The organism is Celeribacter neptunius (genome assembly GCF_900113955.1).
GTDB lineage: Bacteria > Pseudomonadota > Alphaproteobacteria > Rhodobacterales > Rhodobacteraceae > Celeribacter > Celeribacter neptunius.
This window is the reverse complement of sequence record NZ_FORH01000002.1, coordinates 303,959-326,706: the sequence shown is the minus strand read 5'-3', so window position 1 is coordinate 326,706 and position 22,748 is coordinate 303,959. Positions and strand designations below refer to the sequence as shown.

The window sequence follows — 22,748 nt, the reverse complement described above, 5'->3', positions numbered from 1 at the left end:
CCGCTCAACGTGGCTTGATCCGCTGCGCTGCGCCGAGCAAAAACGGCAGAGCGGCGGGGTCTTCCTCGGGTCTCTCTCTGATCCGGCACAGTGCGGGCGCATCGGCAAAAGCGGTGACCTGGGGCTGGTCCGGTCCCGTGCCCTGTCTTGCGCCTTTGCGCAGATATGGGCTGAGAGGGGTGCCGGAAAATTTTCCGAGAGAAGACAGGTGGTTCTGCGCCATGGCTGCGGCGGCGTGCGGTGCGGGGTGCGACCGGGCGGGGGCGAGCTCCGGTTCCGGCAATGGATCACCGGAGGTCATCTCCATGCCCTGTGCGGCTGGGGCCGGATCACGCTGCGCTCTCAGCCGAGATGGCGCCCCCGGGTGGGGGTGTGCGCCGCCCAGGTCGAGACCGAAGGTGAGACGCCGTGGCGCCTCCGGCAACCTGTCTCCGGCGCGTTTTTCCAAGTGCTGAAACACATCGCTGGCCGACCCTTCGGACCATAACGACAGGGCTGGCAGAGCCGTGGGGGGCTGCCCGTCCTGCGTCGTTTCCGTCGCGCTGGGTGCCGGGGCGCCATCGCGACCGGGATGAACCGGGCCGGGGCTGGCGGGGCCGGGGATGGAGCTGGGCGTGAGTAGGGGGCTGAGGCTGTTCTCGCCGTCGGAAAAGGTCCCCGCCGCCTCGATCTGTATCTCATCAGCAAACTCGAAATCGTCCACCCCAAAATCGTCCACCCCATGTGTGGTCTTGTCCCAATAGTAGGGCTTTGACACCATTTCCCAGAGCGCTTTCAGCGCCGCCAGCGTTGCCAGCGGGTAATAGAGATGTAGCGTCGGCACCCAGGGCCAGAGCCATCTGTGGTTCCGCGTCGAGGTGGCGACCATGCCGGTGGCCACGGTGACAGCTTCGGAAAACAGGAAGATCCCGCCCAGCACCACCAGAAGATCATGCGGCAACACCGCCCGCATCGGATGCGGCAGGCCCAGGGGGAACATCCAGAAGGACCAGAGGAAGGGCGCGAGGATGAATTGGCTCAGCGTGCCGAGAAACAGCGCCTGAACGCCAAAGAAGCGCCAGGGTCCGAGATCGCGCCAAAGCTTTTGCGGCTGGCGCATATGCACGGCATAGGTCATGGCATAGCCTTTGAGCCAGCGCGACCGCTGTTTGACCCAGGGCCAGAGCCGGCAATTGGCCTCTTCCTCGGTCACCGTGCTCAAAAGCTCGGTGCGATAGCCATGACGCGCCAGACGAATGCCGAGATCGGCATCTTCGGTGACATTATGCGCGTCCCAACCGCCCAGCTCCTCGATCGCGTCGCGGCGAAAAAACAGGGTTGTGCCGCCCAGAGGCACGGTCAGCCCCATCCGCTCATAGCCGGGCAGGATCACTCGAAACCAGCTCGCATATTCGACGGTGAAACAGCGCGACAGCCAATTGGTGCGGGCGTTGTAGAAATCCAGAACGCCTTGCACACAGGCCACTTCGGGACCGGTCTGGGCGAAATGCGCGACCACCTTGTGGATCTGCTCCGGTTCCGGGGCATCCTCGGCGTCATAAATGCCGACGATCGATCCGCGACAGAAATCCAGCGCGAAATTCAGCGCCCGTGGCTTGGTCTTTACCCTGCCGCGCGGCACGATGATCTGGCGCATCCAGCGCGGCATATCCGTGTGGGCAATGGCGTCCTGGGTGACCTGATCGTCTTCTTCGACGACGAGGCAGATGTCCAACAGCTCGCGCGGATAATTCAGCCGGGACAGGCGTTTGATCAGCCGTGTGGCGATCTCGCGTTCCTTGAACAGCGGCACCATGACCGAGACGGTCGGCAGGCGGGTGATCCCGCGCTTGACCTCGAATATGGTCTTGCGGTCATGGGCCGTGCGGGCCTGGGCAAAGCCGGCGGCGAGCTTGAGCCCGGTCGCGACCGCAAGCGTCAGAACCGCCCATGCGATGAGCAGCACGGCGGCGGCCAGGGGTGACAGCAGCGCCAGAACGATCCCGGCCACCCCGAGCGCAGAAAACATCTGGGTCAGCCTGTGCAAATCCATTTCGCGACAGCTCTCATGGGCGGCGACCCGGGTTTCGGCGGCGGCGGCGAGGCGGCGTTGCCGGGTATGGAGCAGCGCCTCATGGAGCGCGGTTTCCGAGGTCAGCGCCATGCGAACCGGTCCGAACCGGGCGGAAAGCTCCGGTAGCGCCGCCTCGAACTCTTCGGGGCGGCAAGAGGCGATGATCACCGTGCCGCCGGCCTGTCGCCAGGGTAGGATGCCGCGCCGGAGGCATTCATCCGCACCGATCCGGTCGATCAGCCGGACATCAGGCCGGATGTCCGACAGGTTTGCGATCTCGGCATGGTATTGTGCCCCAAGTGCCTGATGAAGCTCATCTTCCGTGACCATGCCATGGGCCAGGAAAATATCGCCGATCCGTGTGTCTTCGCGTTGACGCATGGCGCTGGCGCGCAAGAGATTGTCCGGCGTCAGCGCCCCCATGTCGACAAGGACCTGCCCGATCGGTTTGCCTTTGCCCGAAGGAACGGGCTGGGGGCGGAGCAGATTCGAATTGAGCCGTTTGGCGGGTTTCGGCGGCGTGACGGATCGCACGAGCGGTGAGAGCGCGACCCGGTTCAATATCACGTCATGAAGATGTCGATCACCGGACATCGCAGCACATACCCCGTCATGGCCCCGGATGTGTCCAGGCCTTGATTACTTGTTTGGCTGCTCGATGTTTTGGGCGAGTTTGCACCTCGATTCTCAACTTAAGGGTGAGTGATTCTGGTTAATAACGCGTTAATCCGGTATGGTTGCGCGAGGCTTTGCACGTGAACGGGGGAGCGCGACGCATGAAAAAAGGCGGCTCGAAAGCCGCCTTTGTCCCGAATGTCAGCAGATGCGTGCGTCAGCTGGCCGCAGCGGCCTCGCGCGCGGCCATGGCGGTGGCGAAGCGCTCGAACAGGTAGTAGCTGTCCATCGGACCGGGCGAGGCTTCCGGGTGGTATTGCACCGAGAAGATCGGCTTGCCCTCGACCGCAATGCCGCAGTTCGACCCATCGAACAGCGAGACATGGGTCTCTTTCACGCCTTTCGGCAGGCTTTGCGCATCGACGGTGAAGCCGTGGTTCATCGAGGTGATTTCCACCTTGCCGGTGTCGAGGTCCTTGACCGGGTGGTTGGCGCCGTGATGGCCGTGGTTCATCTTGATCGTCTTGGCGCCAAGCGCGAGCGCGAGCATCTGGTGACCGAGACAGATGCCGAAGACCGGCAAGTCTTGCTCCAACACGCCCTTGATCATCGGCACGGCATATTCGCCGGTTGCCGCCGGATCGCCGGGGCCATTGGACAGGAACACGCCATCGGGGTGATGCGCCAGCACCTCTTCCGCTGTGGCTGTCGCCGGCAACACGGTCACATCGCAGCCCGCGGAGGCGAGACAGCGCAGGATGTTGCGTTTGGCGCCAAAGTCCACGGCCACGACTTTGAACCCCTTGCCGGTCCGTTTCGGGAAACCGTCGGGCCAGGCCCACCGCATTTCATCCCATTGGTAGCTCTGGGCGCAGGTGACATCCTTGGCCAGATCCAATCCGACAAGACCGGAAAATTCGCGGGCTTGTTTCACCAGCGCCTCGATGTCGAAATTGCCTTCGGGATCGTGCTGGATCGCGACATGCGGTGCGCCCTGCTGACGGATGGCGCGGGTGAGCCGGCGGGTGTCGATGCCGCCCATGCCGATGCGACCGCGTTTCTCGAGCCAGGGGCCGAGCTCGTCCTGGGCGCGCCAGTTCGAGGGATCGGTCGGGTCCCATTTCACCACCATGCCGGCGGCTACCGGATTGGCGGTCTCGTCATCCTCGGTGTTCACACCGACATTGCCGATATGCGGGAAGGTGAAGGTGACGATCTGTCCGGCATAGGACGGGTCCGTCATGATCTCCTGATAGCCGGTCATCGCGGTGTTGAAACACAGCTCGGCGGTGGTGGTGCCGGTGGCGCCGAACCCCTTGCCGTAGAAGATGGTTCCATCGGCCAAAGCCAGACAAGCGGTTGGTTTTCCGGACTGCAGACCAGATGCCATGGCGCGACTCTCCTATAAGGGCAAAATTGGCCGGAACCTAAGGAAAGGGACCGGCGAGGTCAAGCGCGGGGGAAGCGTTTTTCCGGTCATTTCCGCGCTGCGGCAATTTCGATCTGTTATCGCTCCCATCTAAGGTTGAGAAGCCCGTCGGCTTTGTCTATGGTGGCCACTTGCAAGATAACCAGGGGATGAGGCCCATATGGATATGCGAAGCCGGCTCAATGCCGCACTGAAAACGGCGATGAAGGAAAAGGACAGCGAGAGGCTGGCCACCCTGCGCCTGATCAATGCCGCCATCAAGGATCGCGAGATCGCGAACCGTGGCGAAGGCGAGGACGTGGTCGTTTCCGATGACGATGTGCTGGGCATTCTCGGCAAGATGGTCAAGCAGCGTCAGGAAAGCGCGAAAGCCTTTGAAGAGGGCGCACGGTTGGAGCTGGCGGAAAAGGAACGTTCCGAGATCACCGTGATCGAGGAGTTTCTGCCGCGTCAGCTCAATGCCGATGAGGTGGCGAAAGCCATCGAGACGGCGATTTCCGAAACCGGCGCGGAAAGCATCCGCGACATGGGCAAGGTGATGGGGGCTCTGAAGTCCAAATTCACCGGCCAGATGGATTTCGGCGCCGCCGGTCCGATGGTGAAGGAAAAGCTCGGCTGCTGAGGTGGCTTTGCAGAAACTGGTAAAGGGCGGCCTTCGGGTCGCCTTTTTCGTTTGAACCGACCGGCTCAGCCGGTCTTCAGTCGTCCGACCACCCGGCTGAGCTCGTCATAGAGGCGTTCGCGCTCCTCAGGGCTGAGGAACGCGCCAAGTTCTACCTCACGCGTATGTTCGGGCCCGCCGCCCTTCAATGTGAGATATTGTTCGACCTTGCCATTCGACGGGTGCAGGGAGAGGCGGAGCCAATAGGGGTTGGCCTGCCAGTCGAGCCGCGCGCCTTTCTCGGGCCAATGCGACAGCGTGACCCGGTCGTGCCAGATCAGCAGCTCCTCGCGCAGCCGGTCTCGATCCGATCGCCGGAGCGCGGTCCAGAGGGCTGTGAGTGCGGTCATCATGAAGATCAGCAAGACCCAGAAGGCAATCGTGCCAATGAAAGGCACGATCGGGATCAGCCCGCCCAGGAACATCAGCCAGATCGCGGCGGAAAACCCTTTGCCCTTGAGCGAGCGATGCGGCCAGAGCTCAAGCCGCAGCAACGGTGCCCCGTCCTCGGGCTCCGTCGGAGGCGGGGAACTGTCATGTCGCGTGCCGGCGGGGCCAAGAAAGCTGTCGGCAGACGGGGTCCAGAGATAGGGCATAGGTGTGACTTTGTGCGTTTCCGGCCAGTCTAGGGGCTCACGCGCGCTGCGTCTATGCGGTGAATGCGATCAGGGGGCTTCGCCGGGGACCGCAGGTCGGGCGGGGCGCGTGCCGATCTCTTCGACAGGACGAATGAGATAGCCATCGGGATCGGCCACCACGCATTGCCGCTGGCCCAACTCGGTCTCGCCATTGCGATACCAGCGGGTCTCTTCCGGGATCAAGAGCGGGTGGTGCGCGCGCGCGAGACGCTCCAGGATCGGTGTGAGCGCCGGCACCCGCAGTTGCAGATTGAGCCCCATGCCAAAGGGCGGGGCAGAGGGCAGGTGTCCCCCGTCGAAATCGCGTCCCTGACCGATCTGGTCGAGCATCAGCCGCGCCTCCCCGAGCGCCAGCATGGCGAAACCTTCCTCGGGGCGGGCGTAATCGAGCCGGAACCCGAGCATGTTGCAATAAAAGGCGAGAGAGATCTCGGTGTCGCGGACCGCGAGCTCGGGGATCAGGGGCGGTTCCATCGGGCGCTCTGTGTCTGGGAGAGTGGTTTCGACAGCTTGGCGGGGGCGTGTGAATTTTGAATGACGGTTTCGCGGGACGGAGCAGCCATCGACGATTTGACCGACATGAGGGCGTGCGCCGGACTGTGGGCTGGCGCATCTGCTCTCGGTGGTCCGCGCTTTATGTCAGCCAAATCCGATAAAGATCAGTCCGTTGCACGGGGATGACAAATGCGCCTGACCGCCGGGACGGGTCATGCCGGAGGCATGCTTTCAGCATGACCGCACGCCCGGGCAACTGCGTTGCTGTTCCGGGCGGTTGCGCGGCGTTCCCAATGTCGCCTAACGGCTCAAAGCGGCAAATTCCGCGTCTCAGACCGTCACGCAATAGTCCCGCGGATTGTCGTCGATCTGACCGCCACGCGGCACCAGCGCGCCGATCTTTTCACCGTCGAATTCGTAATAGGCTTTCAGCCGTTGCGTCGGGGTCGCATAGGCGCCCGAAGAGGCGAATTCGAGAATCGCCACAAAGCTCTCGATTGCCTCCATGCCGAAGAAGTCGACGGCGCCTTTGGCTTCGGTGCTGGCCCATTTCGATTTTGCGAATCGGTCGATTTCCTTTGCCAGCACCGCCAAGCGTTCGACGCTTGGTCCGTCCTTGTCGTAAAGCGGTTCCGGGCTGGAAATCAGCATCGCCACACGGGTCTGGCGCACACGTTCATCGTAGATCTTCGAGAATTGCGGCACGTGCCAACGGTCGGTAACCGCCGACGCGACAGGCATTTCGCCATTGTCCCGCAAATTGAAAAAGAAGGCCATCATCGCCGGTGCATGTCCCTGAAGCTTTCGTGCATGCCAACAGGCTAGCTTGGGATTGGGGGCAAAGAATGACAGGGGCAGGGCGATGGCTGCCCAATGTCTTAATGGTAAACGAAATCTTGATGCCCCCCCCCGGGTCTGACGCCAAAGAAAAGGCCCCGCCAGAACGGCGGGGCCTTGCTCATGTCATCTTTGCGAAGCGCTTAGTGCGAATGCTGGTGATCCCAGTCTTCCCGCTTCGGCAGGGTCTCGAACGTATGTTCCGGCGGCGGGGACGGCAGGGTCCATTCCAGCGTATCGGCATATTCGTTCCAGTAGTTGTTTTCGGTCACGCGGCGGCCTGCGAACAGGGTGTAGAACACGATGCCGATGAAGAACACGAAAGAGGCAAAGGACAGGAGCGCGCCATAGGACGAGATCTTGTTCCAATAGGCGAAGGCCTCCGGATAGTCGATGTACCGGCGCGGCATGCCCTGACGACCCAGGAAGTGCTGCGGGAAGAAGGTCAGGTTGACGCCGATGAAGAACATCCAGAAATGCAGCTTGCCGGCCCATTCCGGGTACTGACGGCCTGACATCTTGCCGATGTAGAAATAGATCCCGGCAAAGATGGTAAAGGCTGCCCCCATGGACATGGTGTAGTGGAAATGCGCCACGACATAGTAGGTGTCGTGATAGGCACGGTCGATGCCGGCCTGCGACAGCACGATGCCGGTCACACCGCCGATGGTGAAGAGGATCAGGAAGCCGAAGGCAAAGAGCATCGGCGTCTTGAACTCGATGGAGCCGCCCCACATGGTGGCGATCCAGGAGAAGATCTTCACCCCGGTCGGCACCGCGATCACCATGGTGGCGATCATGAAGTAGCTCTGCTGGGTGAGCGACAGGCCCACGGTGTACATGTGGTGCGCCCAGACGACGAAGCCCAGAACCCCGATGGCGATCAGCGCCCAGACCATCGGCAGGTAGCCGAAGACCGGTTTCTTGGAGAAGGTGGCGATGATGTGGGACACCAGACCGAAGCCCGGCAGGATCACGATATACACTTCCGGGTGGCCGAAGAACCACAGGATGTGCTGATACAGGATCGGGTCACCGCCGCCGCCCGGCTGGAAGAACGAGGTGCCGAAATTGCGGTCGGTCAGGAGCATGGTGATCGCGCCCGCCAGAACCGGCAAGGACAAGAGGATCAGCCAGGAGGTGACGAAGATCGACCAGGCAAACAGCGGCACTTTGAACAGCGTCATGCCCGGGGCGCGCATGTTCAGCATGGTGGTGATCATGTTGATCGCGCCGAGAATCGAGGAGGCGCCGGAGACGTGCACCGCGAAGATCGCCAGATCCATGGAATAGCCGGCCTCGGAGGTCGACAGCGGCGGGTAGAGCACCCAGCCGACGCCGGAGCCGGCCTGGTTGTTGCCGCCGGGGGCCAGGAGCGAGGCGATGCCGAGGCACACACCGCAGACATAGAGCCAGTAGGACAGGTTGTTCAGGCGCGGAAAGGCCATGTCCGGGGCGCCGATCTGCAACGGCATGAAATAGTTGCCGAAACCGCCGAACAGCGCCGGGATGACGACGAAGAACATCATCAGCACGCCGTGATAGGTGATCATCACGTTCCACAGGTGACCGTTCGGGTCACAATTCTCGGCGCCGAAGCCCGAGATCAGACGGGCAGCAGATTCGCCGGCCTCGTTGAGGCACATGAACTGAACCCCCGGTTCCATGAGCTCGAGGCGCATGTAGACGGTGAAACAGACCGAGATGAACCCGACCACGGCGGCCGTGAACAGGTACAGAATCCCGATGTCTTTATGGTTGGTGGAAAGGAACCAACGGGTGAAGAACCCGCGATTGTCCTCATGTTCGTGGCCGTGAATGGCTGCGTCTGCCATGCGGTCCTCCCGATTTGTGCGTGGTCAGAAAACCTACGTTGAGTGTTTGTATGCGTCGCTCCGCCCGCCCCCTTGACCGGGAGTCATATTGCGGAATTACCATCCGTTCTAAATCTTCACGAACCCGAGAGCAATTTTTTTGCGCATTTTGTCGCAAGAAAAATGCAGCGGGAGGGCTTGAATTTTCGGATTTCGATCAGAACGCGGCCATGGCCGGGGTCGGTTTCCCGCTCCGGCCGGCCGTTGCGCCGGTCGGAGCGGGGATCTCGCTCAATAGGCGCCTTCCGGAATCGGGAAGCCGTTGCGCCCGGGGAATTCCGGTGCCAGCACCCGCGCATTCGGCATTTTCAGCCAGAGACGCAGCAATTTGCGCATCTTGCTCTTGTCCTCGTGATCCTCGAAGGCGTTGCGCGAATGCAGGACCGCGTAATTGTTGGCAAATTGCAGATCGCCCGGCTCCAACATCATGTCGAGCCGCAAATCATCCCGGGCGATGAGGGTGTCAAACAGGTCGAGCGCCTCGATTTCCACCGTCGAGAGCGGCGCCTGCATGATCTCATGACCCAGTTCGAGATATTGCCGCAGGTAGCGGCAGCTTAGCTTGCCCTCATGGACGCTGAAGATCGGCGACAGGCTGGGCCTGTCCTCGCACAGGTGCGAGAAATACCATGGCCGGAAATAAAGGCCGAGAAAGGCCGGATGGTGCGCGAGAATCTCATTGTAGATCGCCGCGACGCTGATCAGGCTGCTCAACCCGCCCCGTTTCGCCTTGCGCACCGACAGAAGCCCGACGACATCGGACGGGTCGGAGTGATAGGGCAGGTAGCTGTTGGTCTCGTAGACCCGGGTTTCCTTTTTCGCGGCATCGCCCACCGCCATCACCTTGCCGATCAGGTCGCCGCGCGGGTTCTGGCCCACCGGTTGCCCGAGATGCAGCCCGATGCCGTAATAGATCGTGTCGATCTCGGCGTCGCTGTAATTTTCGACGGGCAAGCCGCGCAGCAGGCAAAATCCACGACCGTTTTCCAATTCCTCGGAACAGGCCGCCAGTTCGGTTTCGAGCGCGCCGAGCGGGAAATCTCTGGCCGTGAAATGCGGAAATTTCAGCCCCTTGCTCTCCAGCCCGGCCAGAGCCGCATCGATGGCCGCGATGTTTTCCGGCGTCAGAGGGTGAATCCAGCTGTCGTCGCCGTCGAAATCGGAGGCGACCCAGGCGGCGGGCGAGGTCAGGGGCTCGGTCAAAACAATACTCATCTTGTCTCCTGTGTGCGGTGTTTTGTTTCTGAGATCGCGGTTCGGCGAATCTCCATACTATATGGTATAGACTTTGGTGTGCGGGGAGAGGCCGTCAAGCGGATTGAGATGAATTGAGGCGGATGTCGGCGGCGTTCGGCCCGAATGACTGGTGTCCCAGCGGGCAAATGAGTAGAAAACGGGCAAAAGCTCCGGATGTGGCGGCTCTGGCAACAAGGGCTTGTCGTGAGCGCCAGCTCAGGCATCATCAGATACTGTCGGGCATCAGCCGACAGGGGGCAGGGATGGAATGGCGCAGGACATGACGCAGAAGAAACAGACAGGTTCCGCCGTGACCGGGGTCGGTCGCAAGAAAGAGGATCGGCTGGCCAGGGAAGATTGGTTCGACGCCGGGCTGCGGCTGTTGGGACAATCCGGGCCGGGGGGCATTCGCGTCGATCAGGTCTGCAAGGCGATGAAGGTCACCAAGGGCAGTTTCTACTGGCACTTTCAGGACCGTCGGGAGTTTCTCGACAGCCTGTTCGACTTCTGGCGCGCGCGCGAGACCAGCGGGCTCATCGCCTATGTGGAGGGGCATTACGAGGTCCCGGAAGACCGCATCTGGCATGTGGTCGAGTTCGTGACCCTGGGCACTTACGATGTCGCCTCCGAAGTGGCGATGCGGCAATGGGGGCAGAGCGACGACATGGTGCGGGCAGGTCTGACCAAGGTCGATGAGGAACGGCTGGGCTTTTTCACGCGCCAGTTCGAGGCCTGCGGCTTCTCGGCCGAGGCGGCGCGGATGCGCGCGATCTCGGTCTATTCCTATACGTTGAGCTGCGGCTACATGATCACCGGGGAAAGCCCGGAGGCGTTGCGCCGGCGGCTTCGCTCGGCACTCGACATGTTGCTGTCGCCGGACGGGCGGATGTAAAAACGCCGCCCCGGTCGGAGCGGCGTTGTGATCTTGTCGCGATGGGGTGGGCTTATTCGGAAGCGGCCGCTTCGCCTTCGCCGGCTTCGTCACCCTCGTCCATGGTTTCTTCCATCGCCGGGCCGACCGAAGCGAGATAGGCGACGATGTTCGAAGCGTCCTTGATCTTGAAGGTCATTTTCGAACGGCCGGAACCGCCATGGGTGTCGATGAACTTGGTCGGGTCCATGGCATATTCGGTGATCAGCTCCGGAGTCCAAACCATACCGGTTTCGCCAACGGCGATGATGCCGTCACCATATTTGAAATCTTCGACGGAAGCGACCGGACGACCGACGACGCCGTAGAGGTTCGGGCCGGTTTTGCCGCCTTTGACGATGGTTTCGTCAGCCGATGCGATCATGTGGCAAGCTTTGCACTTGTTGAATTCTTTCGCACCTTTCTCGGCATCGCCAGCACCATGCCCGTCGGCGAGCGCAGCGGTCGATGTTGCCAGCAGGGCGGCGGCTGTGATGGCAAAAAACTTGGTCATAGAGGTCTCTCTCCCGGTGATTCATGTGTCCGTCGCTCACCATAACGACTCTGCGACATCATGCCAGTCTACTATTGTCGCAGGGGCGGGGAGACCCGCGCCCGGCGGCCAAAGGCCGGATCAATTGCGCGCAATCTCGCCGAAGACCCGATCAAATGCCTGTTTCAGGGCGATGTCCACGTCTTCCATCGTCACCGGCAGGCCGAGATCCACGAGCGAGGTGACCCCGTGTTCGGTGATGCCACAGGGCACGATGCCTTCGAAATGCGTCAGATCCGGATCGACATTGATCGACAACCCGTGGAACGACACCCATTTGCGAATCCTGAGCCCGATCGCGGCGACCTTGTCCTCCGGGCTCTGGCCCAGAGCGTTGAGCGGCTTGTCATCGCGCACCACCCAGACGCCGACACGTCCCTCGCGGATCTCGCCCTTGACGCCAAACTCCTCGAGCGCTGCGATCACCCAGGCCTCCATGTCCTGCACGAATTTGCGCACATCCTTGTCGCGCTTGCCGAGATCGAGCATGGCATAGGCCACCCGCTGCCCCGGGCCGTGATAGGTATATTGCCCGCCGCGCTTGCTTTCATAGACCGGGAAACGATCCGGATCGACGAGGTCTTCGCGCTTTGCCGAGGTTCCCGCGGTGTAGAGCGGCGGGTGTTCCACGAGCCAGATCAATTCCTCGGCTTCGCCCTTGGCGATGGCCTCGGCTCGCGCCTCCATAAAGGTCACGGCCTCATCGTAATCGGTCAGCCCTTCCGTGATCCGCCATTCCACCATCTGGTCGCTCCGTCCTCTATGCGCGTCTCTGTGTTCCATCTAACGCGGCAACCGGAGGACGGAAAGGGGCGGGGGTGAAAATGCGCGAAGGTCTCACGAAGGTCTGGTGAGCATGGCGAAGGAGCATCGAAAATTCGATCGACATCTCGCGGTGCCGGCTTGGCGGCGTTCCCCGGATCAGCCGAGCGAACCGACCAGATGATCGATGAACACCCGGGTCTTGAGCGGCAGGTGCCGGCGGCTGGAATAGACCGCATAGACCCCGAAACTCTCGGATTGCCAGTCGGGCAGGACACGCACCAGTTGGCCGGCTTCGAGGGCGCGCTCGACGACGAAGCCCGGCTGGATCACCATGCCGTGCCCGGCGATCGCCATGTCACGCAGGATATCGCCATTTGTCGCCTCGACATGGCCGGAAAGCCGCACCACCCGCTCGGCACCGTCTTTGGAAAACCGGTAATCCCGCCCCGCAGCCAAGTAGCTGTAGAGCAGGAACTCATGCGTTTGCAGATCCTCGGGGCATTCCGGCGTGCCATGCCGAGCGAGATAGGCGGGGGCGGCGCAGGCGATCAGCTTCTCATCGGCCAGTTTGCGGGCGATCAGATTGGGCGCCGGCGTGGCTGAGACCCGCAGCGCCACATCCACCGCCTCATGCACCAGATCGACGGCACGGTCGCTCAGATCGATCGACAGGTCCAGATCGGGATAGGCCGCGCGAAACGAGGCCAGCACCGGGCCGAGCCGGGCCAGCGAATAGGTGATCGGGGCGCTGATCTTCAAGATCCCGCGCGGTGACAGCCGGCCTTCGCCCGCTTCGCTCTCGGCCTCATCGAGCTCCGAGAGAATGCTCTCTGTCCGGGCCAGAAACCGCTGTCCCGCCTCGGTCAGCGACAGGCGCCGCGTGGTGCGGTTGAACAGCCGCGCCCCGAGCCGATCCTCGAGCCCGGCGATCTGACGTGACAGGGCGGGAGAGGACAGCCCCTCGCGCTCGGCGGCACTGACGAAACTACCGGCCTCGGCCACCGCACGAAACAGGGCCATGGCCCGGAACATATCCATATGCAGCCTCTCGTTGTTCGGGTGGGTGATTTATTCGTGTTCTACATGCAATAATATCTTCGATTAAGCGCCATTTTTCAAATCATTCTTGCGTATATTTTGAGGTCATCGGCGCAGGACGCCACAGACCAACACTTCTATCGAACTGGAGTACCGCTATGAAATATCTCGACAAAACCTTCTTCCTTGCCGCTTCCCTGAGCGCTCTGGCGCTGGCGCCGCTCTCGGCGCGTGCAGACGAAACCATGTCCGCCGCCGCATTGGCAGAACTGGCACAACACCAGGCCGAAGATGCCCGGATCGCCGACAATCTTGCCAAATTCGACACGCTCGATTTCGAGGTCTTCACCGGCCAGAAATGGGACCGCCTGCACGAAAGCCATGCCGAGGACATTCTCGTGCATTGGCCGGACGGGCACACCACCACCGGGCTCGACGTGCATATCGCCGATCTCGCCGGGATGTTCGTCTACGCGCCGGACACCCGTATCGAACAGCACCCGATCCGCATCGGTCAGGGCGAATGGACCGGCGTGGTCGGCGTGATCGAGGGCACCTTTACCGAACCGATGCCGATCGGTGACGGTCAGTTCATCCAGCCCACCGGCAAAGCCTACAAGCTGACCATGGCCACCGTCGGCCATTGGACCGGCGAAGGTGTGATGGATGAGGAATACCTGTTCTGGGACAATCTCTCCTTCATGAAACAGCTCGGGCTGATGGAATAAGCCCTGCCGCGGCTGTCAATTCCTCTGTTGCGACCCGAAAGCTCCCGCTGTCTGGCGGGGGCTTTTTTACCGCCCTGTCAGGCCTCGAAACGGGGAGGCGAAAAAAAACGCCATTTGCGATAATTTCCTCTTTCCTTCCCCGACGCGCTTCGTTAGATAGCCCCTCACCAAGCCAAGACAGTGCGGTCGTGGCGGAATTGGTAGACGCGCAGCGTTGAGGTCGCTGTGGGGTAACTCCCGTGGAAGTTCGAGTCTTCTCGACCGCACCATTCTCCCTCGAAAGGGAGAGCAAGAAAAAGCCCCTGCCATTTGGCGGGGGTTTTTCTTTGTTCGGAACATCTGAGGGTTGCGCTGGGCGCGGAGCGGCTTTGCGTTATAAATCAGAGGCTTGGGATTGAACCACCTGCGCTGGTGGCCTCTATTGAGGGGACTGAGGCGCAACAAAGACGGAGCTCCCGATGCCCAAGCACACCCCCGAAGGAATGGACCTTACCCTGCGCACGCTCGCGATGCCGGCCGATACCAATGCGGCGGGCGACATTTTCGGCGGCTGGGTGATGAGCCAGATGGATTTGGCCGCCGCGATCCGCGCCAATGAGCGCTGCAATGGCCGAACCGTCACCATCGCCGCCAATGAGATCGTGTTTCGCAAACCGGTGAAGGTCGGCGACACGCTCTGCGTTTATACCGCGGTCGACAAGGTCGGGCGCAGCTCCATCGTCATCCGCATCGAAGTCTGGGCCCGCCGCGCCTATACCGCACAGCGCGACCAGGTCACCGAAGCGCTGTTCACCATGGTTGCGGTCGACGAGGACGGCAATCCACGGCCGGTGGACAGGCCCGTCTGATTTTCCGGCCTGATTTTCCGGCCCGATCTTATGGCCTGATCTTCCGGTTCAGCCCTTCTTCAGGCTCGGGGCGAGCGCGTCGATCCCGGCGACGGCATCGAGAAACAGCGCGGCTTCCGGGCCTGTTCGGCGCCGGCTCAAACCAGCAAGTGAACTGCGGGCGCGGGCGGGTTTCATCTCGATCTGCGAGATGCGCAGGAGTGCTGTCCGTGCGGCCCGACGATCCGACGCGCTTTGCTCTGTGTCCTGGGCGATCCGGTGACACCACATCGCCACCTGACCAAGGTTCAGCACCGCGAGCCCGGCTTCCAAAGCCTCCTCCTGGGCGCGTCCGGCGCGCTCGGAGAGCCGCACCAGCCGCAGCGTGCGATGGTAAAGCCGGGCCCGCCAATGCGGACGCGCCTCGAGCGCTTTCGGGTCGGAGGCGAGATCACGCAGATCATGCAGCATCGCCTGCAATACCGTGTCGACGCGACGTTTCAGCGATACCGGATAGACGGTGAGATAGGCGATCAGCGCCGCCAGAGGCGCGGAGATCACCGCCAGCCCGGCCGCGACGGAGCCACCGAAGCTGCCGGTCAGGGGCCAATGCGGCTGCGACATCAGCATCAGCACCATGTTATAGTCGAAACTCATCGCCACCGTCTTGTTATGGCCGACGAACAGCGGGCCGATCAGGATGAAGGGCAGGGTGAGGAGGATCATCTGCAATTCGCTCTCGGCCAGGGGCCAGACCAGCCAGCGCAGAAGGATCGCGCCGGTGACGCCGAGGAGCTGACCGAAAAACACCGAGCGCATCATTTGCGCCGGGTTCTCGAAGGTCGAGAACAGCGAGATCATCACCGAAAGCCCCAGCAGCATGAAGGCGCCGACTGCCCAGCCGGTGGCGAGCCAGATGCCGCCAAACAGCAGAAGCGCGCCCAGGGCCCGGAGCCCGGCCTCGCGCGCGCCGACCCAGTCGCGGTGCAGGCGCAGCGGCGCGGCGGTGACCCGGCGTGGCTCGGAGGGCTGATCCTGCCAGCGCAAGAGCGCCTGGTCCAGCCCGTGCAGGGTTTCCGAAAACCGCGGCGAGACGCCTTTGATGCGGGTGGCGCGGATGAGGGCCGCGCGGGCGGCCGCGAAATCGCCAGATTTCAGTGCCTTGGCCACCTGTGTCAGCTCGGCGCGGAAGGCCGCGGGCTGGCGGTCGCCATGTTTCCACAGGATCAGCGGCGTGGCGGCGATCAACAGCGCTCGGGTGATGCGGATCGACTGCCGGCTTCGGAGCGACCCGGCGCCATGTGGGTCGAGACCTTCCTCGATGGCCGCGAGATCGGAGAGCAGGGCGCGCTGCTTGCCGGCTTGCGGCTCTGCCGTGGCGGCGAGATCGAACATCTCGATCAAAAGATCGATCACCTTCTGGCGCAGCTGGCCGGGGACGGCCTTGGGCGAGAACAGTGAGCCAATAAGCGTGGCGACGACGACGCCGCTCAGGACCGTGGCGAGACGGTCGGCGCCGAGCGCCATCACATGTTCGGGATGGGCAGCATCCAGCAGCGACACCATCGCCGCCGTATACCCCGCGAGCACCGTGCCATAGGCGGTGAAACCGCGTTGCAGATTGCCGATATAGGTACAGGCACTGACCCAGATGGCGAGCCCGATCACCAGCAGCGCCGGGTGGATCTGCATCGCCAGGACGAGCCCGATGCCGATGGCCGTGCCGGAGATCGAGCCGAGCACGCGGAAGGCGGATTTTTCCCAGAGCTGGCCGCGTGTGGGCTGCGAGGCGGCCCAGACCGTCATCGCCGCCCATTGCGGATGCTCGAGGCCGATCATCCAAGACAGGACGAAAGCGATACAGGCGGCAACGGCGGTGCGACCGGCAAAGCCCATGCGCGCCGGATCGAACCCATGCGCAGAGAGCCAGAACGGGAGGGTGCGGAGCAGTTGAGCGCTCATGCGCGGTCCTCCAGACGGGTTTCGACGGTTTCGGAGATCTTTTCGAACCCGCTCAGCATGGCCGCCACCTCGGCCTCGCTCAGCCCGGACAACAGGCCGGCTTCAAGTTCGCTGAGATGGCTTTTGATACGGGCCACCTCGGTCTCGCCGGGCCCCGTCAGGACGATCTGCCGGGCGCGCCGGTCTTTCGGATCGACCCGGCGCTCGATGAACCCGCGCTCGGACAGAATGTCGAGCAGGCGCACGAGGGTGGAGGTGTCGAGCGCGAGGCGCTCGGCCAGCTCGGTCTGGCTGATGCCGTCGCCGCCCTCGTCGAGATGCACCAGGGGCGCCCAGGTGGCATCGGTGAGGCCTGCGGCGGCGAGCTCGGCATGGATCACCTTGCGCCAGCGCCGCGACAGCATGACGAAACGAAAGCCGAACAGGCTCTTGGCAGAGCCGGTGCCGGGATTGCCTTCGGAAACGGGAGTGGGAATATCTGACATGAATTTACATGTTCACTAAATAGTTTGGGATGCAAACTATTTGCAGGCAAAGCCGCTTTGACGGGGGTGCAACCCTCGTGGCAAGGCGATGTTTTACACCGGTTTTCGGGGCAGGATTTCGGGACAGGGGCGCCCCTCAGGCCACCAGCAGCCGGGCCTCATGCGCGCGCAGGCATTTGCGCGCGGTGTCGCCATGGCCTGCGGGCAGGGCGCGCAGATCCGGGAAGAGCGCGAACAGTTCCTCGCGCGCCTGATCCGCCACACCGCTGAGCGAGTGGTCCGAGACATGGAAGCTTTCGGTTGCGGCGCCTTCGGCAAAGATCACCTCATGGCGATCGAACATCAGGTGATAATAGGTCACGATGCCGCCAACCTTCTGGCGAATGCTGTGGCCGTTCAGCAGATGTTTGGCGGCGGCGAAGACTTCGGAAGTGTTGAAGGCCAGCTCGGACCGCCAGCCCTGCAACAGCATCCGGTGTTGTGGCGAGACGATCAGATCCGCCTCATTGCCGAGCGCGCCGGCGCGGATCTCGATCGGAGCGAAACGGCCCTGAGCGGGCACGCTGCGCGCGCCGATCCAGCGCAGCGGCTGCACACCGTTGTCCATGGTCAGCACCAGATCCCCGGGTTTCAGATCCTCGACCCGGCGCGCACCATGGGGCGTGGCGATCCGCGTTCCCGCGCCGAAACAGATCACGTTTTCGATGTTGGAAAAGGTGATGACCGTGCCATCCGCCAGCGTCAGCGCGCCGCTTTCCGGGTCATTTTCGTCATAGATGATCGAGCCGGGAATGAAATTCGAACCGAGCAGAGACAGGTCGAGCACGTCGCCGGTGGCGTCGCCGGTCTCGTCGCCGATGATATTGATCGCATTGCCGTCGAGCTGCGAGGGATCGATGATGAACGTGTCATTGCCATCGCCACCATAGATCGTGTCGCCGCCGCCGGCATAGATCGTGTCATCGCCGGCGCCACCTTCGATGTAATCCGCGCCCGCGCCACCAGAGATCGTGTCATTGCCGTTGCCGCCATAGATCGTGTCGGCCCCGTCGCCGCCGTCGATCACATCCGCGCCATCGCCGCCCTCGATATAATCGGCGCCCGCGCCACCCAGGATGGTGTCATCGCCGGTGCCGCCATAGAGGAAGTCATCGCCGCCCGCGCCGTCAATATAATCATTGCCGGCGCCGCCCCAGAATTCGTTGGTATAGGCATTGGCCCCGTCCGTGCTCATGCCGTCGAAACCGATGAGCGTATCGTCGTAATCCGAGCCGATCACCCCGTCGAGCCCCGATCCCGAGTCGCCTGTCGCGTCGCCGCCGGAGAAGGTACCGTTGCTCAGATCGACCGTGACCGCCGCACCGGAGGCGGAATAGTCGACATTGTCCTGACCGGTGCCGCCATACATCGTGTCGGCGCCCGCGCCGCCGATGAACAGGTCGTCGCCGGCACCGCCGTCGAGTAGGTCATCGCCGATGCCGCCGTCGAGCGTGTCATTGCCGTCTTCGCCATAGACCGTGTCATTGCCTGCACCCGCATCCACCGTGTCATTGCCGGTCCCGGCATAGACCAGATCGTCGCCCAGGCCCGAGGCGATGGTGTCGTCGCCATCGCCGGCCGCGACCGTGTCGTCGTAATCGGTGGTGAGCGCGTCGAACTCTACGTCGGAGAACCAGATCCCCTGGGTGTTCACGCCCTCGTTGTTGTAATCGATCTCGATGCGCGACACCGGGCCGGGAATTTCCACGAGCAGCGAACCATTGGCATCGCTGGCGGCAAGCCCGGTCTCGGTGCCGGTCACGGTGTTGCCCTCGATCAGCATCGTGCCATCCGAAGACAGCAGGATCTCGACCGGATTGCCGTCGGCATCATAGGCGGTGATGGTGATCACATCGACGAACCCGCCGGTCGCAACATCGATATCGTTGATCCGGAAAGAGACGTTATAGACTTCGTCGCTCACGCCACTGGCGCTGTCGGTGGCGGCGAAATCCATCACCATGGTCATGGCATCCGCGCCTTGATCCACGATGCCGTCATTGTTGGCGTCATTGTCGCCAAACAGGAAGAAGGCGCTGCCCGGATCGAAAGTCTCCCCCGCGGCCGTATCGACATAGACCGTGGAATCGTATGCGGTGCCGGTCGGGTCATAGGCTTCGACCCCGGCGCCATCATCGGTGACCGAGAAAGTCATGGTGACGCCCGCATCCGAGAGCGTGCCGGAGCCATTCAGGTAATTCTGGCCATCGGCCAGATCGTCCCAATGCAGGGTGCCGGAGCTGTAGCTTTCACTGTCGACCGCGTCGCCGTCACTGTCGCTATAGCTGGCGTCGATCGTGTCATTGCCCGCCGTGCCGGAAACGATCCCGTCGGAGAGATCGGCGGTGGCGGTATAATCGGCATAGGTGAAGGATTCGGACGTGCCGCTGGCGGTGGAAGACCCCGGGTTCGAGTTGTAATAGGTGACCTGGTATTGGTGACCGTCGAGCAGCGGATATTCCGACAGGGTATAATAGCCCGTCGCATTGCCGCTCTCGACCTGGAACTGGACAATCTGGAACGTGTCGCCGGTGCTCAGATCGGTGACGGTCCAGACCGCCTCGGCATCGACATTGGCGCCATAGGAACTGACTCCGCCGATGGTGACATCCGCGGTTGCATATTCGGTATTCGCCCCGCCCGCATTGTCATCGGTCAGTGTGCCGTTGTTGTCGGTGACTGTTGCGGTGCCGGTCGGGCTGCCGCCCGTATAGGTGACCGTGGTCCCGGTGCTGGTGCCCAACAGGGTCTGGGGGTCAAAATCGTAAAGTTCGAGATCGTAAACGGCCATTTGCGATGGGTCTTCTTTTTTGTAGGCGTCATATCAGCATGTCATGTCGCAAAATCGGACGCCGGGTGTCTTGGTTAACGATTTGATAACCTTTTGGGGCGTGATTGCGGCAGGCTTGGGAATTTGCTGTGACATCAGAGCGGAGAATGACAGCGGCACATCCCGAGAAGGGAGCGCATGATCACTCTTCTCGCGCCAGGGTTGATCCCGGCGTTTCAGATGCTGGAGCAGGCGGGTTTCACAAGGAAGTGCAGTGGTTTACGGCAGAATCGCCAGCCAGCACCAGATCGTGAGCACGGAAAGTCCGGTACCGATGAGCACCGAGGAGGCCGCCACCCGTTTCGCCACCCCGTACATATTGGCAAAGAGATAGGCATTGACGCCGGGTGCCATGGCGGCGGTGATCGTGGCGGAGCGCAGCGAGGCGATGTCGAGGCCAAAGCCGAAATGCCCGAGCCCATAGGCGATCATCGGATGCAGGATCAGCGAGGCGAAGACCGCCCAGGCGATGATCCGCATGTCGCCCTCAGGTTTGTAGCGCAACAGCACCCCGCCGAGGCCAAACAGCGCCGCGGGGATGGCCGCCCGGTTCATCAATGTCACCGCGTCCCAGACCGGGGTAGGCAGAGCAAGCCCGCTGATATTCACCGTCCAGCCGGCGGCAATGCCGAGCACCAGCGGGTTTCTGAGCACGGAGCGGGCGATCTGGCGCAAAAGCCCGAAGCCCGAGAGGCCGAGCCCGCGGCTGCGCGCGATTTCCATCGCGGCGATGCCGATGCCGTAAAGCATCGGCGAATGGATCGAGATAATCGCGAAATTGCCGGCCAGAGCCGCTTCGCCATAGGCACGTTCTGTGATCGGGATGCCCAAGAGCAGCGAATTGGAAAACAATCCGATGAACCCGATGGCGACCGAATCCGTCAGCTCGCGTTTGAACAGGTAGCGCGCGCCTAAGAATCCCATCAGCCCGCCGGAAAAGGCCCCGGCGTAAAAGGAAATCAGGATCGGCGGGTGGAAATTCGCGCCCAGATCCATCCGGGCAATGCCCGCGAACAAGAGAAGCGGCACCGCGAAATTCTGGGCGAATTTCATCACATGATCGACGAGTTCATCGCTGACCCAGCCCCTGAGCCGGGCGATATAGCCATAGCCGATGACCAGAAACACCGGCAGAATGACGTCGATCAGGGCCTGCATCTACACCTCTCCTGCGATCTCGATCACCATCCCGTCATAGGCGGGGGTGACGTGATCCGGGGTCTCCTCATCCACGGTCTCATAGTCGATATCGATATGCATATTGGTCAGCACGGCGTGTCGCGGTGCGGCGCGGGCGATCCATTCGAGCGCCAGCTCGAGATGCGCGTGGCTTGGATGCGGCTTGTAACGCAGCGCGTCGATCACGAATGTGTCGAGCCCCTCCATCTGCGCCCAGGTCGCCTCGTGGATGTCCAGGACATCCGGGATATAGGCGAGATCACCGATGCGAAAGCCTTTCGCCTCGATCTGGCCGTGGTTGACCTGCAGGGGCGCAAATGTGATCGGCCCGCCGGGGCCATCCACCGTCACCGGTCCGCGAATGGCGTGCAGATCGAGAATGGGCGGGTAATTCGAGCCTTCGGGCTGCACGAATGCATAGCCGAACCGCGAGATCAGATCGTTCTCTGTCTCGCTGTCGGCCCAGACCTTGACGCGTTCGCGCATGTTGAACACGATCTGGCGCAGATCGTCCAAGCCATGCAGGTGATCGGCGTGCGAATGGGTGAAGATCACCCCATCGAGTCGGGACACATTTGCGTTCAACAGCTGTTGCCGCATGTCCGGCCCGGCATCGATCAGCACCGTGGTGGTGCCGTCCGGCCCGTCGCGCTCCACCAGCGCCGAACAGCGCATGCGGCGGTTCTTTGGATTCTCCGGGTCACAGGCGCCCCAGAGATTGCCGATCCGCGGCACGCCACCCGAAGAGCCACAGCCCAATATGGTGAAACGCGCGCTCAAAGGGCACTCTCCGGCAGCTTGGCCTTGCTGAAGAGCCGTTCGAAATTCGCCTCCGTGAGGGTGGCGAATTCGGCGTACTCCATGCCAAAGGTCTCGGCGGCGCGCTGGGCGGTGTTGGCGGTGTAAGCGGGTTCGTTGCGTTTGCCGCGATAGGGCGGCGGGGCCAGATACGGGCTGTCGGTCTCGACCAGGACGCGATCGCGGGGTACGGCACGGAAAATCTCCCGCAGATCTTCCGAACGCGGGAAGGCCGTAATGCCGGACATCGAGATATAGAAGCCCCAGTCCATCGCCGCCATGGCAAACTCTTTCGACGCGGTGAAGCAATGCAGCACGCAGGGGTAGGCGCCCTTGCGGTATTCCTCGCCCAGAATTTGCATCGCATCTTCATCCGCATCTCTCGCGTGGATGATCAGCGGCAGCTGTGTCTCGCGCGCTGCCGCGATATGGATGCGCAGGCTTTGCTTTTGCACCTCGGCGCTCTCGGCGGTGTAATGATAATCGAGGCCGGTCTCGCCGATGCCGACGAATTTCGGATGCTCTGAGAGGGCAATCAGCTCGTCGACCGTGGCCAAAGGCTCTTCGGCGGCCGACATCGGATGGGTGCCGGCGGCCCAGAACACCGGTGCGTGGGCCTCGGCAATCGCCTTCACCTGATCGACCTGTCTGAGCCTTGTGCAGATCGACACCATGCGATGCACGCCGGCTTCGGTCGCCCGTTTGATCACCTCGGGCAGTTCATCGGCAAAATCCGGAAAATCGAGGTGGCAGTGACTGTCTGTAATACGGGGAAGGCTCATGAAATCCTTGGCAT

Annotated in this window: 20 protein-coding genes and 1 tRNA gene; 5 read left to right on the top strand and 16 right to left on the bottom strand. The window is 62.3% G+C overall.

The window, feature by feature from the left end; all coding sequences use genetic code 11:
- Positions 1-4: 4 nt before the first annotated feature.
- Together BM151_RS07720 and carA are read right to left on the bottom strand one after the other, a co-directional pair.
- On the bottom strand, positions 5-2,647 hold the full coding sequence (locus BM151_RS07720) for a glycosyltransferase family 2 protein (RefSeq protein ID WP_090059711.1): 2,643 nt from the start codon (positions 2,645-2,647) through the stop codon (positions 5-7).
- 238 nt (positions 2,648-2,885) lie between these two features.
- A complete protein-coding gene (gene carA, locus BM151_RS07715; protein WP_090059708.1) occupies positions 2,886-4,058 on the bottom strand; it encodes a glutamine-hydrolyzing carbamoyl-phosphate synthase small subunit in 1,173 nt (390 codons plus the stop codon).
- 199 nt (positions 4,059-4,257) lie between these two features.
- Between carA and BM151_RS07710 the strand changes: the two genes are divergently transcribed.
- Positions 4,258-4,719, top strand: coding sequence for a GatB/YqeY domain-containing protein (locus BM151_RS07710; protein ID WP_090059706.1), 462 nt, complete (start codon positions 4,258-4,260; stop codon positions 4,717-4,719).
- Between the two features lie 65 nt (positions 4,720-4,784).
- Here the strand turns inward: BM151_RS07710 and BM151_RS07705 are convergent, their stop codons facing one another.
- From BM151_RS07705 to BM151_RS07685, 5 genes are all read right to left on the bottom strand, one after another.
- On the bottom strand, positions 4,785-5,354 hold the full coding sequence (locus BM151_RS07705) for a DUF2244 domain-containing protein (RefSeq protein ID WP_090059704.1): 570 nt from the start codon (positions 5,352-5,354) through the stop codon (positions 4,785-4,787).
- A 69-nt stretch (positions 5,355-5,423) separates the two neighbouring features.
- On the bottom strand, positions 5,424-5,870 hold the full coding sequence (locus BM151_RS07700) for a bleomycin resistance protein (RefSeq protein ID WP_090059701.1): 447 nt from the start codon (positions 5,868-5,870) through the stop codon (positions 5,424-5,426).
- A gap of 351 nt (positions 5,871-6,221) precedes the next feature.
- Complete coding sequence (locus BM151_RS07695; protein ID WP_143093067.1) at positions 6,222-6,632, bottom strand: hypothetical protein; 411 nt, start codon at positions 6,630-6,632, stop codon at positions 6,222-6,224.
- Positions 6,633-6,871: 239 nt separating this feature from the next.
- Positions 6,872-8,563, bottom strand: a complete 1,692-nt coding sequence (locus BM151_RS07690; RefSeq protein WP_090059695.1) for a cytochrome c oxidase subunit I — start codon at positions 8,561-8,563, stop codon at positions 6,872-6,874.
- A 270-nt stretch (positions 8,564-8,833) separates the two neighbouring features.
- Positions 8,834-9,817, bottom strand: a complete 984-nt coding sequence (locus tag BM151_RS07685; RefSeq protein ID WP_090059692.1) for a TauD/TfdA family dioxygenase — start codon at positions 9,815-9,817, stop codon at positions 8,834-8,836.
- Positions 9,818-10,118: 301 nt separating this feature from the next.
- Between BM151_RS07685 and BM151_RS07680 the strand changes: the two genes are divergently transcribed.
- Positions 10,119-10,730 (top strand): TetR/AcrR family transcriptional regulator, encoded by a 612-nt coding sequence (locus BM151_RS07680; protein WP_177213063.1) that lies wholly within the window; start codon positions 10,119-10,121, stop codon positions 10,728-10,730.
- A 52-nt stretch (positions 10,731-10,782) separates the two neighbouring features.
- On the opposite strand, the gene BM151_RS07675 is transcribed toward BM151_RS07680, so the two are convergent.
- From BM151_RS07675 to BM151_RS07665, 3 genes are all read right to left on the bottom strand, one after another.
- Positions 10,783-11,262, bottom strand: a complete 480-nt coding sequence (locus tag BM151_RS07675) for a c-type cytochrome (protein WP_090059687.1) — start codon at positions 11,260-11,262, stop codon at positions 10,783-10,785.
- 120 nt (positions 11,263-11,382) lie between these two features.
- Complete coding sequence (gene lipB, locus BM151_RS07670; protein ID WP_090059685.1) at positions 11,383-12,084, bottom strand: lipoyl(octanoyl) transferase LipB; 702 nt, start codon at positions 12,082-12,084, stop codon at positions 11,383-11,385.
- Positions 12,085-12,222: 138 nt separating this feature from the next.
- A complete protein-coding gene (locus BM151_RS07665) occupies positions 12,223-13,104 on the bottom strand; it encodes a LysR family transcriptional regulator (RefSeq protein WP_090059683.1) in 882 nt (293 codons plus the stop codon).
- 158 nt (positions 13,105-13,262) lie between these two features.
- On the opposite strand from BM151_RS07665, the gene BM151_RS07660 reads away from it, so the two are divergent.
- The 3 genes from BM151_RS07660 to BM151_RS07650 all read left to right on the top strand — a co-directional run bounded on the left by BM151_RS07660 (position 13,263) and on the right by BM151_RS07650 (position 14,680).
- Positions 13,263-13,832: an ester cyclase gene (locus BM151_RS07660; protein WP_090059680.1), complete on the top strand. Its 570-nt coding sequence runs from the start codon at positions 13,263-13,265 to the stop codon at positions 13,830-13,832.
- Positions 13,833-14,014: 182 nt separating this feature from the next.
- Positions 14,015-14,101 (top strand) — tRNA-Leu (locus tag BM151_RS07655).
- 189 nt (positions 14,102-14,290) lie between these two features.
- The gene (locus BM151_RS07650) at positions 14,291-14,680 is read left to right on the top strand and encodes an acyl-CoA thioesterase (RefSeq protein WP_218151344.1); all 390 of its coding nucleotides are present in this window, start codon (positions 14,291-14,293) and stop codon (positions 14,678-14,680) included.
- Between the two features lie 48 nt (positions 14,681-14,728).
- On the opposite strand, the gene BM151_RS07645 is transcribed toward BM151_RS07650, so the two are convergent.
- The 6 genes from BM151_RS07645 to BM151_RS07620 form a co-directional block, all read right to left on the bottom strand.
- On the bottom strand, positions 14,729-16,621 hold the full coding sequence (locus BM151_RS07645; RefSeq protein ID WP_090059675.1) for an FUSC family protein: 1,893 nt from the start codon (positions 16,619-16,621) through the stop codon (positions 14,729-14,731).
- Positions 16,618-17,106, bottom strand: a complete 489-nt coding sequence (locus BM151_RS07640; protein ID WP_090059673.1) for a MarR family winged helix-turn-helix transcriptional regulator — start codon at positions 17,104-17,106, stop codon at positions 16,618-16,620. Before BM151_RS07640 ends, BM151_RS07645 begins: the two co-directional genes overlap by 4 nt.
- 136 nt (positions 17,107-17,242) lie before the next feature.
- Positions 17,243-19,936, bottom strand: coding sequence for a Hint domain-containing protein (locus BM151_RS21945; RefSeq protein WP_090059670.1), 2,694 nt, complete (start codon positions 19,934-19,936; stop codon positions 17,243-17,245).
- A 258-nt stretch (positions 19,937-20,194) separates the two neighbouring features.
- Positions 20,195-21,133 (bottom strand): AEC family transporter, encoded by a 939-nt coding sequence (locus BM151_RS07630; RefSeq protein ID WP_090059669.1) that lies wholly within the window; start codon positions 21,131-21,133, stop codon positions 20,195-20,197.
- Positions 21,134-21,934, bottom strand: coding sequence for an MBL fold metallo-hydrolase (locus BM151_RS07625; RefSeq protein ID WP_090059667.1), 801 nt, complete (start codon positions 21,932-21,934; stop codon positions 21,134-21,136). It lies immediately after the preceding gene.
- Positions 21,931-22,734 (bottom strand): TatD family hydrolase, encoded by an 804-nt coding sequence (locus BM151_RS07620; RefSeq protein WP_090059665.1) that lies wholly within the window; start codon positions 22,732-22,734, stop codon positions 21,931-21,933. The genes BM151_RS07625 and BM151_RS07620 overlap by 4 nt, the downstream gene beginning before the upstream one ends.
- Positions 22,735-22,748: the final 14 nt, after the last annotated feature.

Coding starts and splice junctions, on each gene's coding strand:
- BM151_RS07720 (WP_090059711.1), bottom strand. CDS start 2,647: ATGTCCGGTGATCGACATCTTCATGACGTGATATTGAACCGGGTCGCG.
- carA (WP_090059708.1), bottom strand. CDS start 4,058: ATGGCATCTGGTCTGCAGTCCGGAAAACCAACCGCTTGTCTGGCTTTG.
- BM151_RS07710 (WP_090059706.1), top strand. CDS start 4,258: ATGGATATGCGAAGCCGGCTCAATGCCGCACTGAAAACGGCGATGAAG.
- BM151_RS07705 (WP_090059704.1), bottom strand. CDS start 5,354: ATGCCCTATCTCTGGACCCCGTCTGCCGACAGCTTTCTTGGCCCCGCC.
- BM151_RS07700 (WP_090059701.1), bottom strand. CDS start 5,870: ATGGAACCGCCCCTGATCCCCGAGCTCGCGGTCCGCGACACCGAGATC.
- BM151_RS07695 (WP_143093067.1), bottom strand. CDS start 6,632: ATGCCTGTCGCGTCGGCGGTTACCGACCGTTGGCACGTGCCGCAATTC.
- BM151_RS07690 (WP_090059695.1), bottom strand. CDS start 8,563: ATGGCAGACGCAGCCATTCACGGCCACGAACATGAGGACAATCGCGGG.
- BM151_RS07685 (WP_090059692.1), bottom strand. CDS start 9,817: ATGAGTATTGTTTTGACCGAGCCCCTGACCTCGCCCGCCGCCTGGGTC.
- BM151_RS07680 (WP_177213063.1), top strand. CDS start 10,119: ATGACGCAGAAGAAACAGACAGGTTCCGCCGTGACCGGGGTCGGTCGC.
- BM151_RS07675 (WP_090059687.1), bottom strand. CDS start 11,262: ATGACCAAGTTTTTTGCCATCACAGCCGCCGCCCTGCTGGCAACATCG.
- lipB (WP_090059685.1), bottom strand. CDS start 12,084: ATGGAACACAGAGACGCGCATAGAGGACGGAGCGACCAGATGGTGGAA.
- BM151_RS07665 (WP_090059683.1), bottom strand. CDS start 13,104: ATGGATATGTTCCGGGCCATGGCCCTGTTTCGTGCGGTGGCCGAGGCC.
- BM151_RS07660 (WP_090059680.1), top strand. CDS start 13,263: ATGAAATATCTCGACAAAACCTTCTTCCTTGCCGCTTCCCTGAGCGCT.
- BM151_RS07650 (WP_218151344.1), top strand. CDS start 14,291: ATGCCCAAGCACACCCCCGAAGGAATGGACCTTACCCTGCGCACGCTC.
- BM151_RS07645 (WP_090059675.1), bottom strand. CDS start 16,621: ATGAGCGCTCAACTGCTCCGCACCCTCCCGTTCTGGCTCTCTGCGCAT.
- BM151_RS07640 (WP_090059673.1), bottom strand. CDS start 17,106: ATGTCAGATATTCCCACTCCCGTTTCCGAAGGCAATCCCGGCACCGGC.
- BM151_RS21945 (WP_090059670.1), bottom strand. CDS start 19,936: ATGGCCGTTTACGATCTCGAACTTTACGATTTTGACCCCCAGACCCTG.
- BM151_RS07630 (WP_090059669.1), bottom strand. CDS start 21,133: ATGCAGGCCCTGATCGACGTCATTCTGCCGGTGTTTCTGGTCATCGGC.
- BM151_RS07620 (WP_090059665.1), bottom strand. CDS start 22,734: ATGAGCCTTCCCCGTATTACAGACAGTCACTGCCACCTCGATTTTCCG.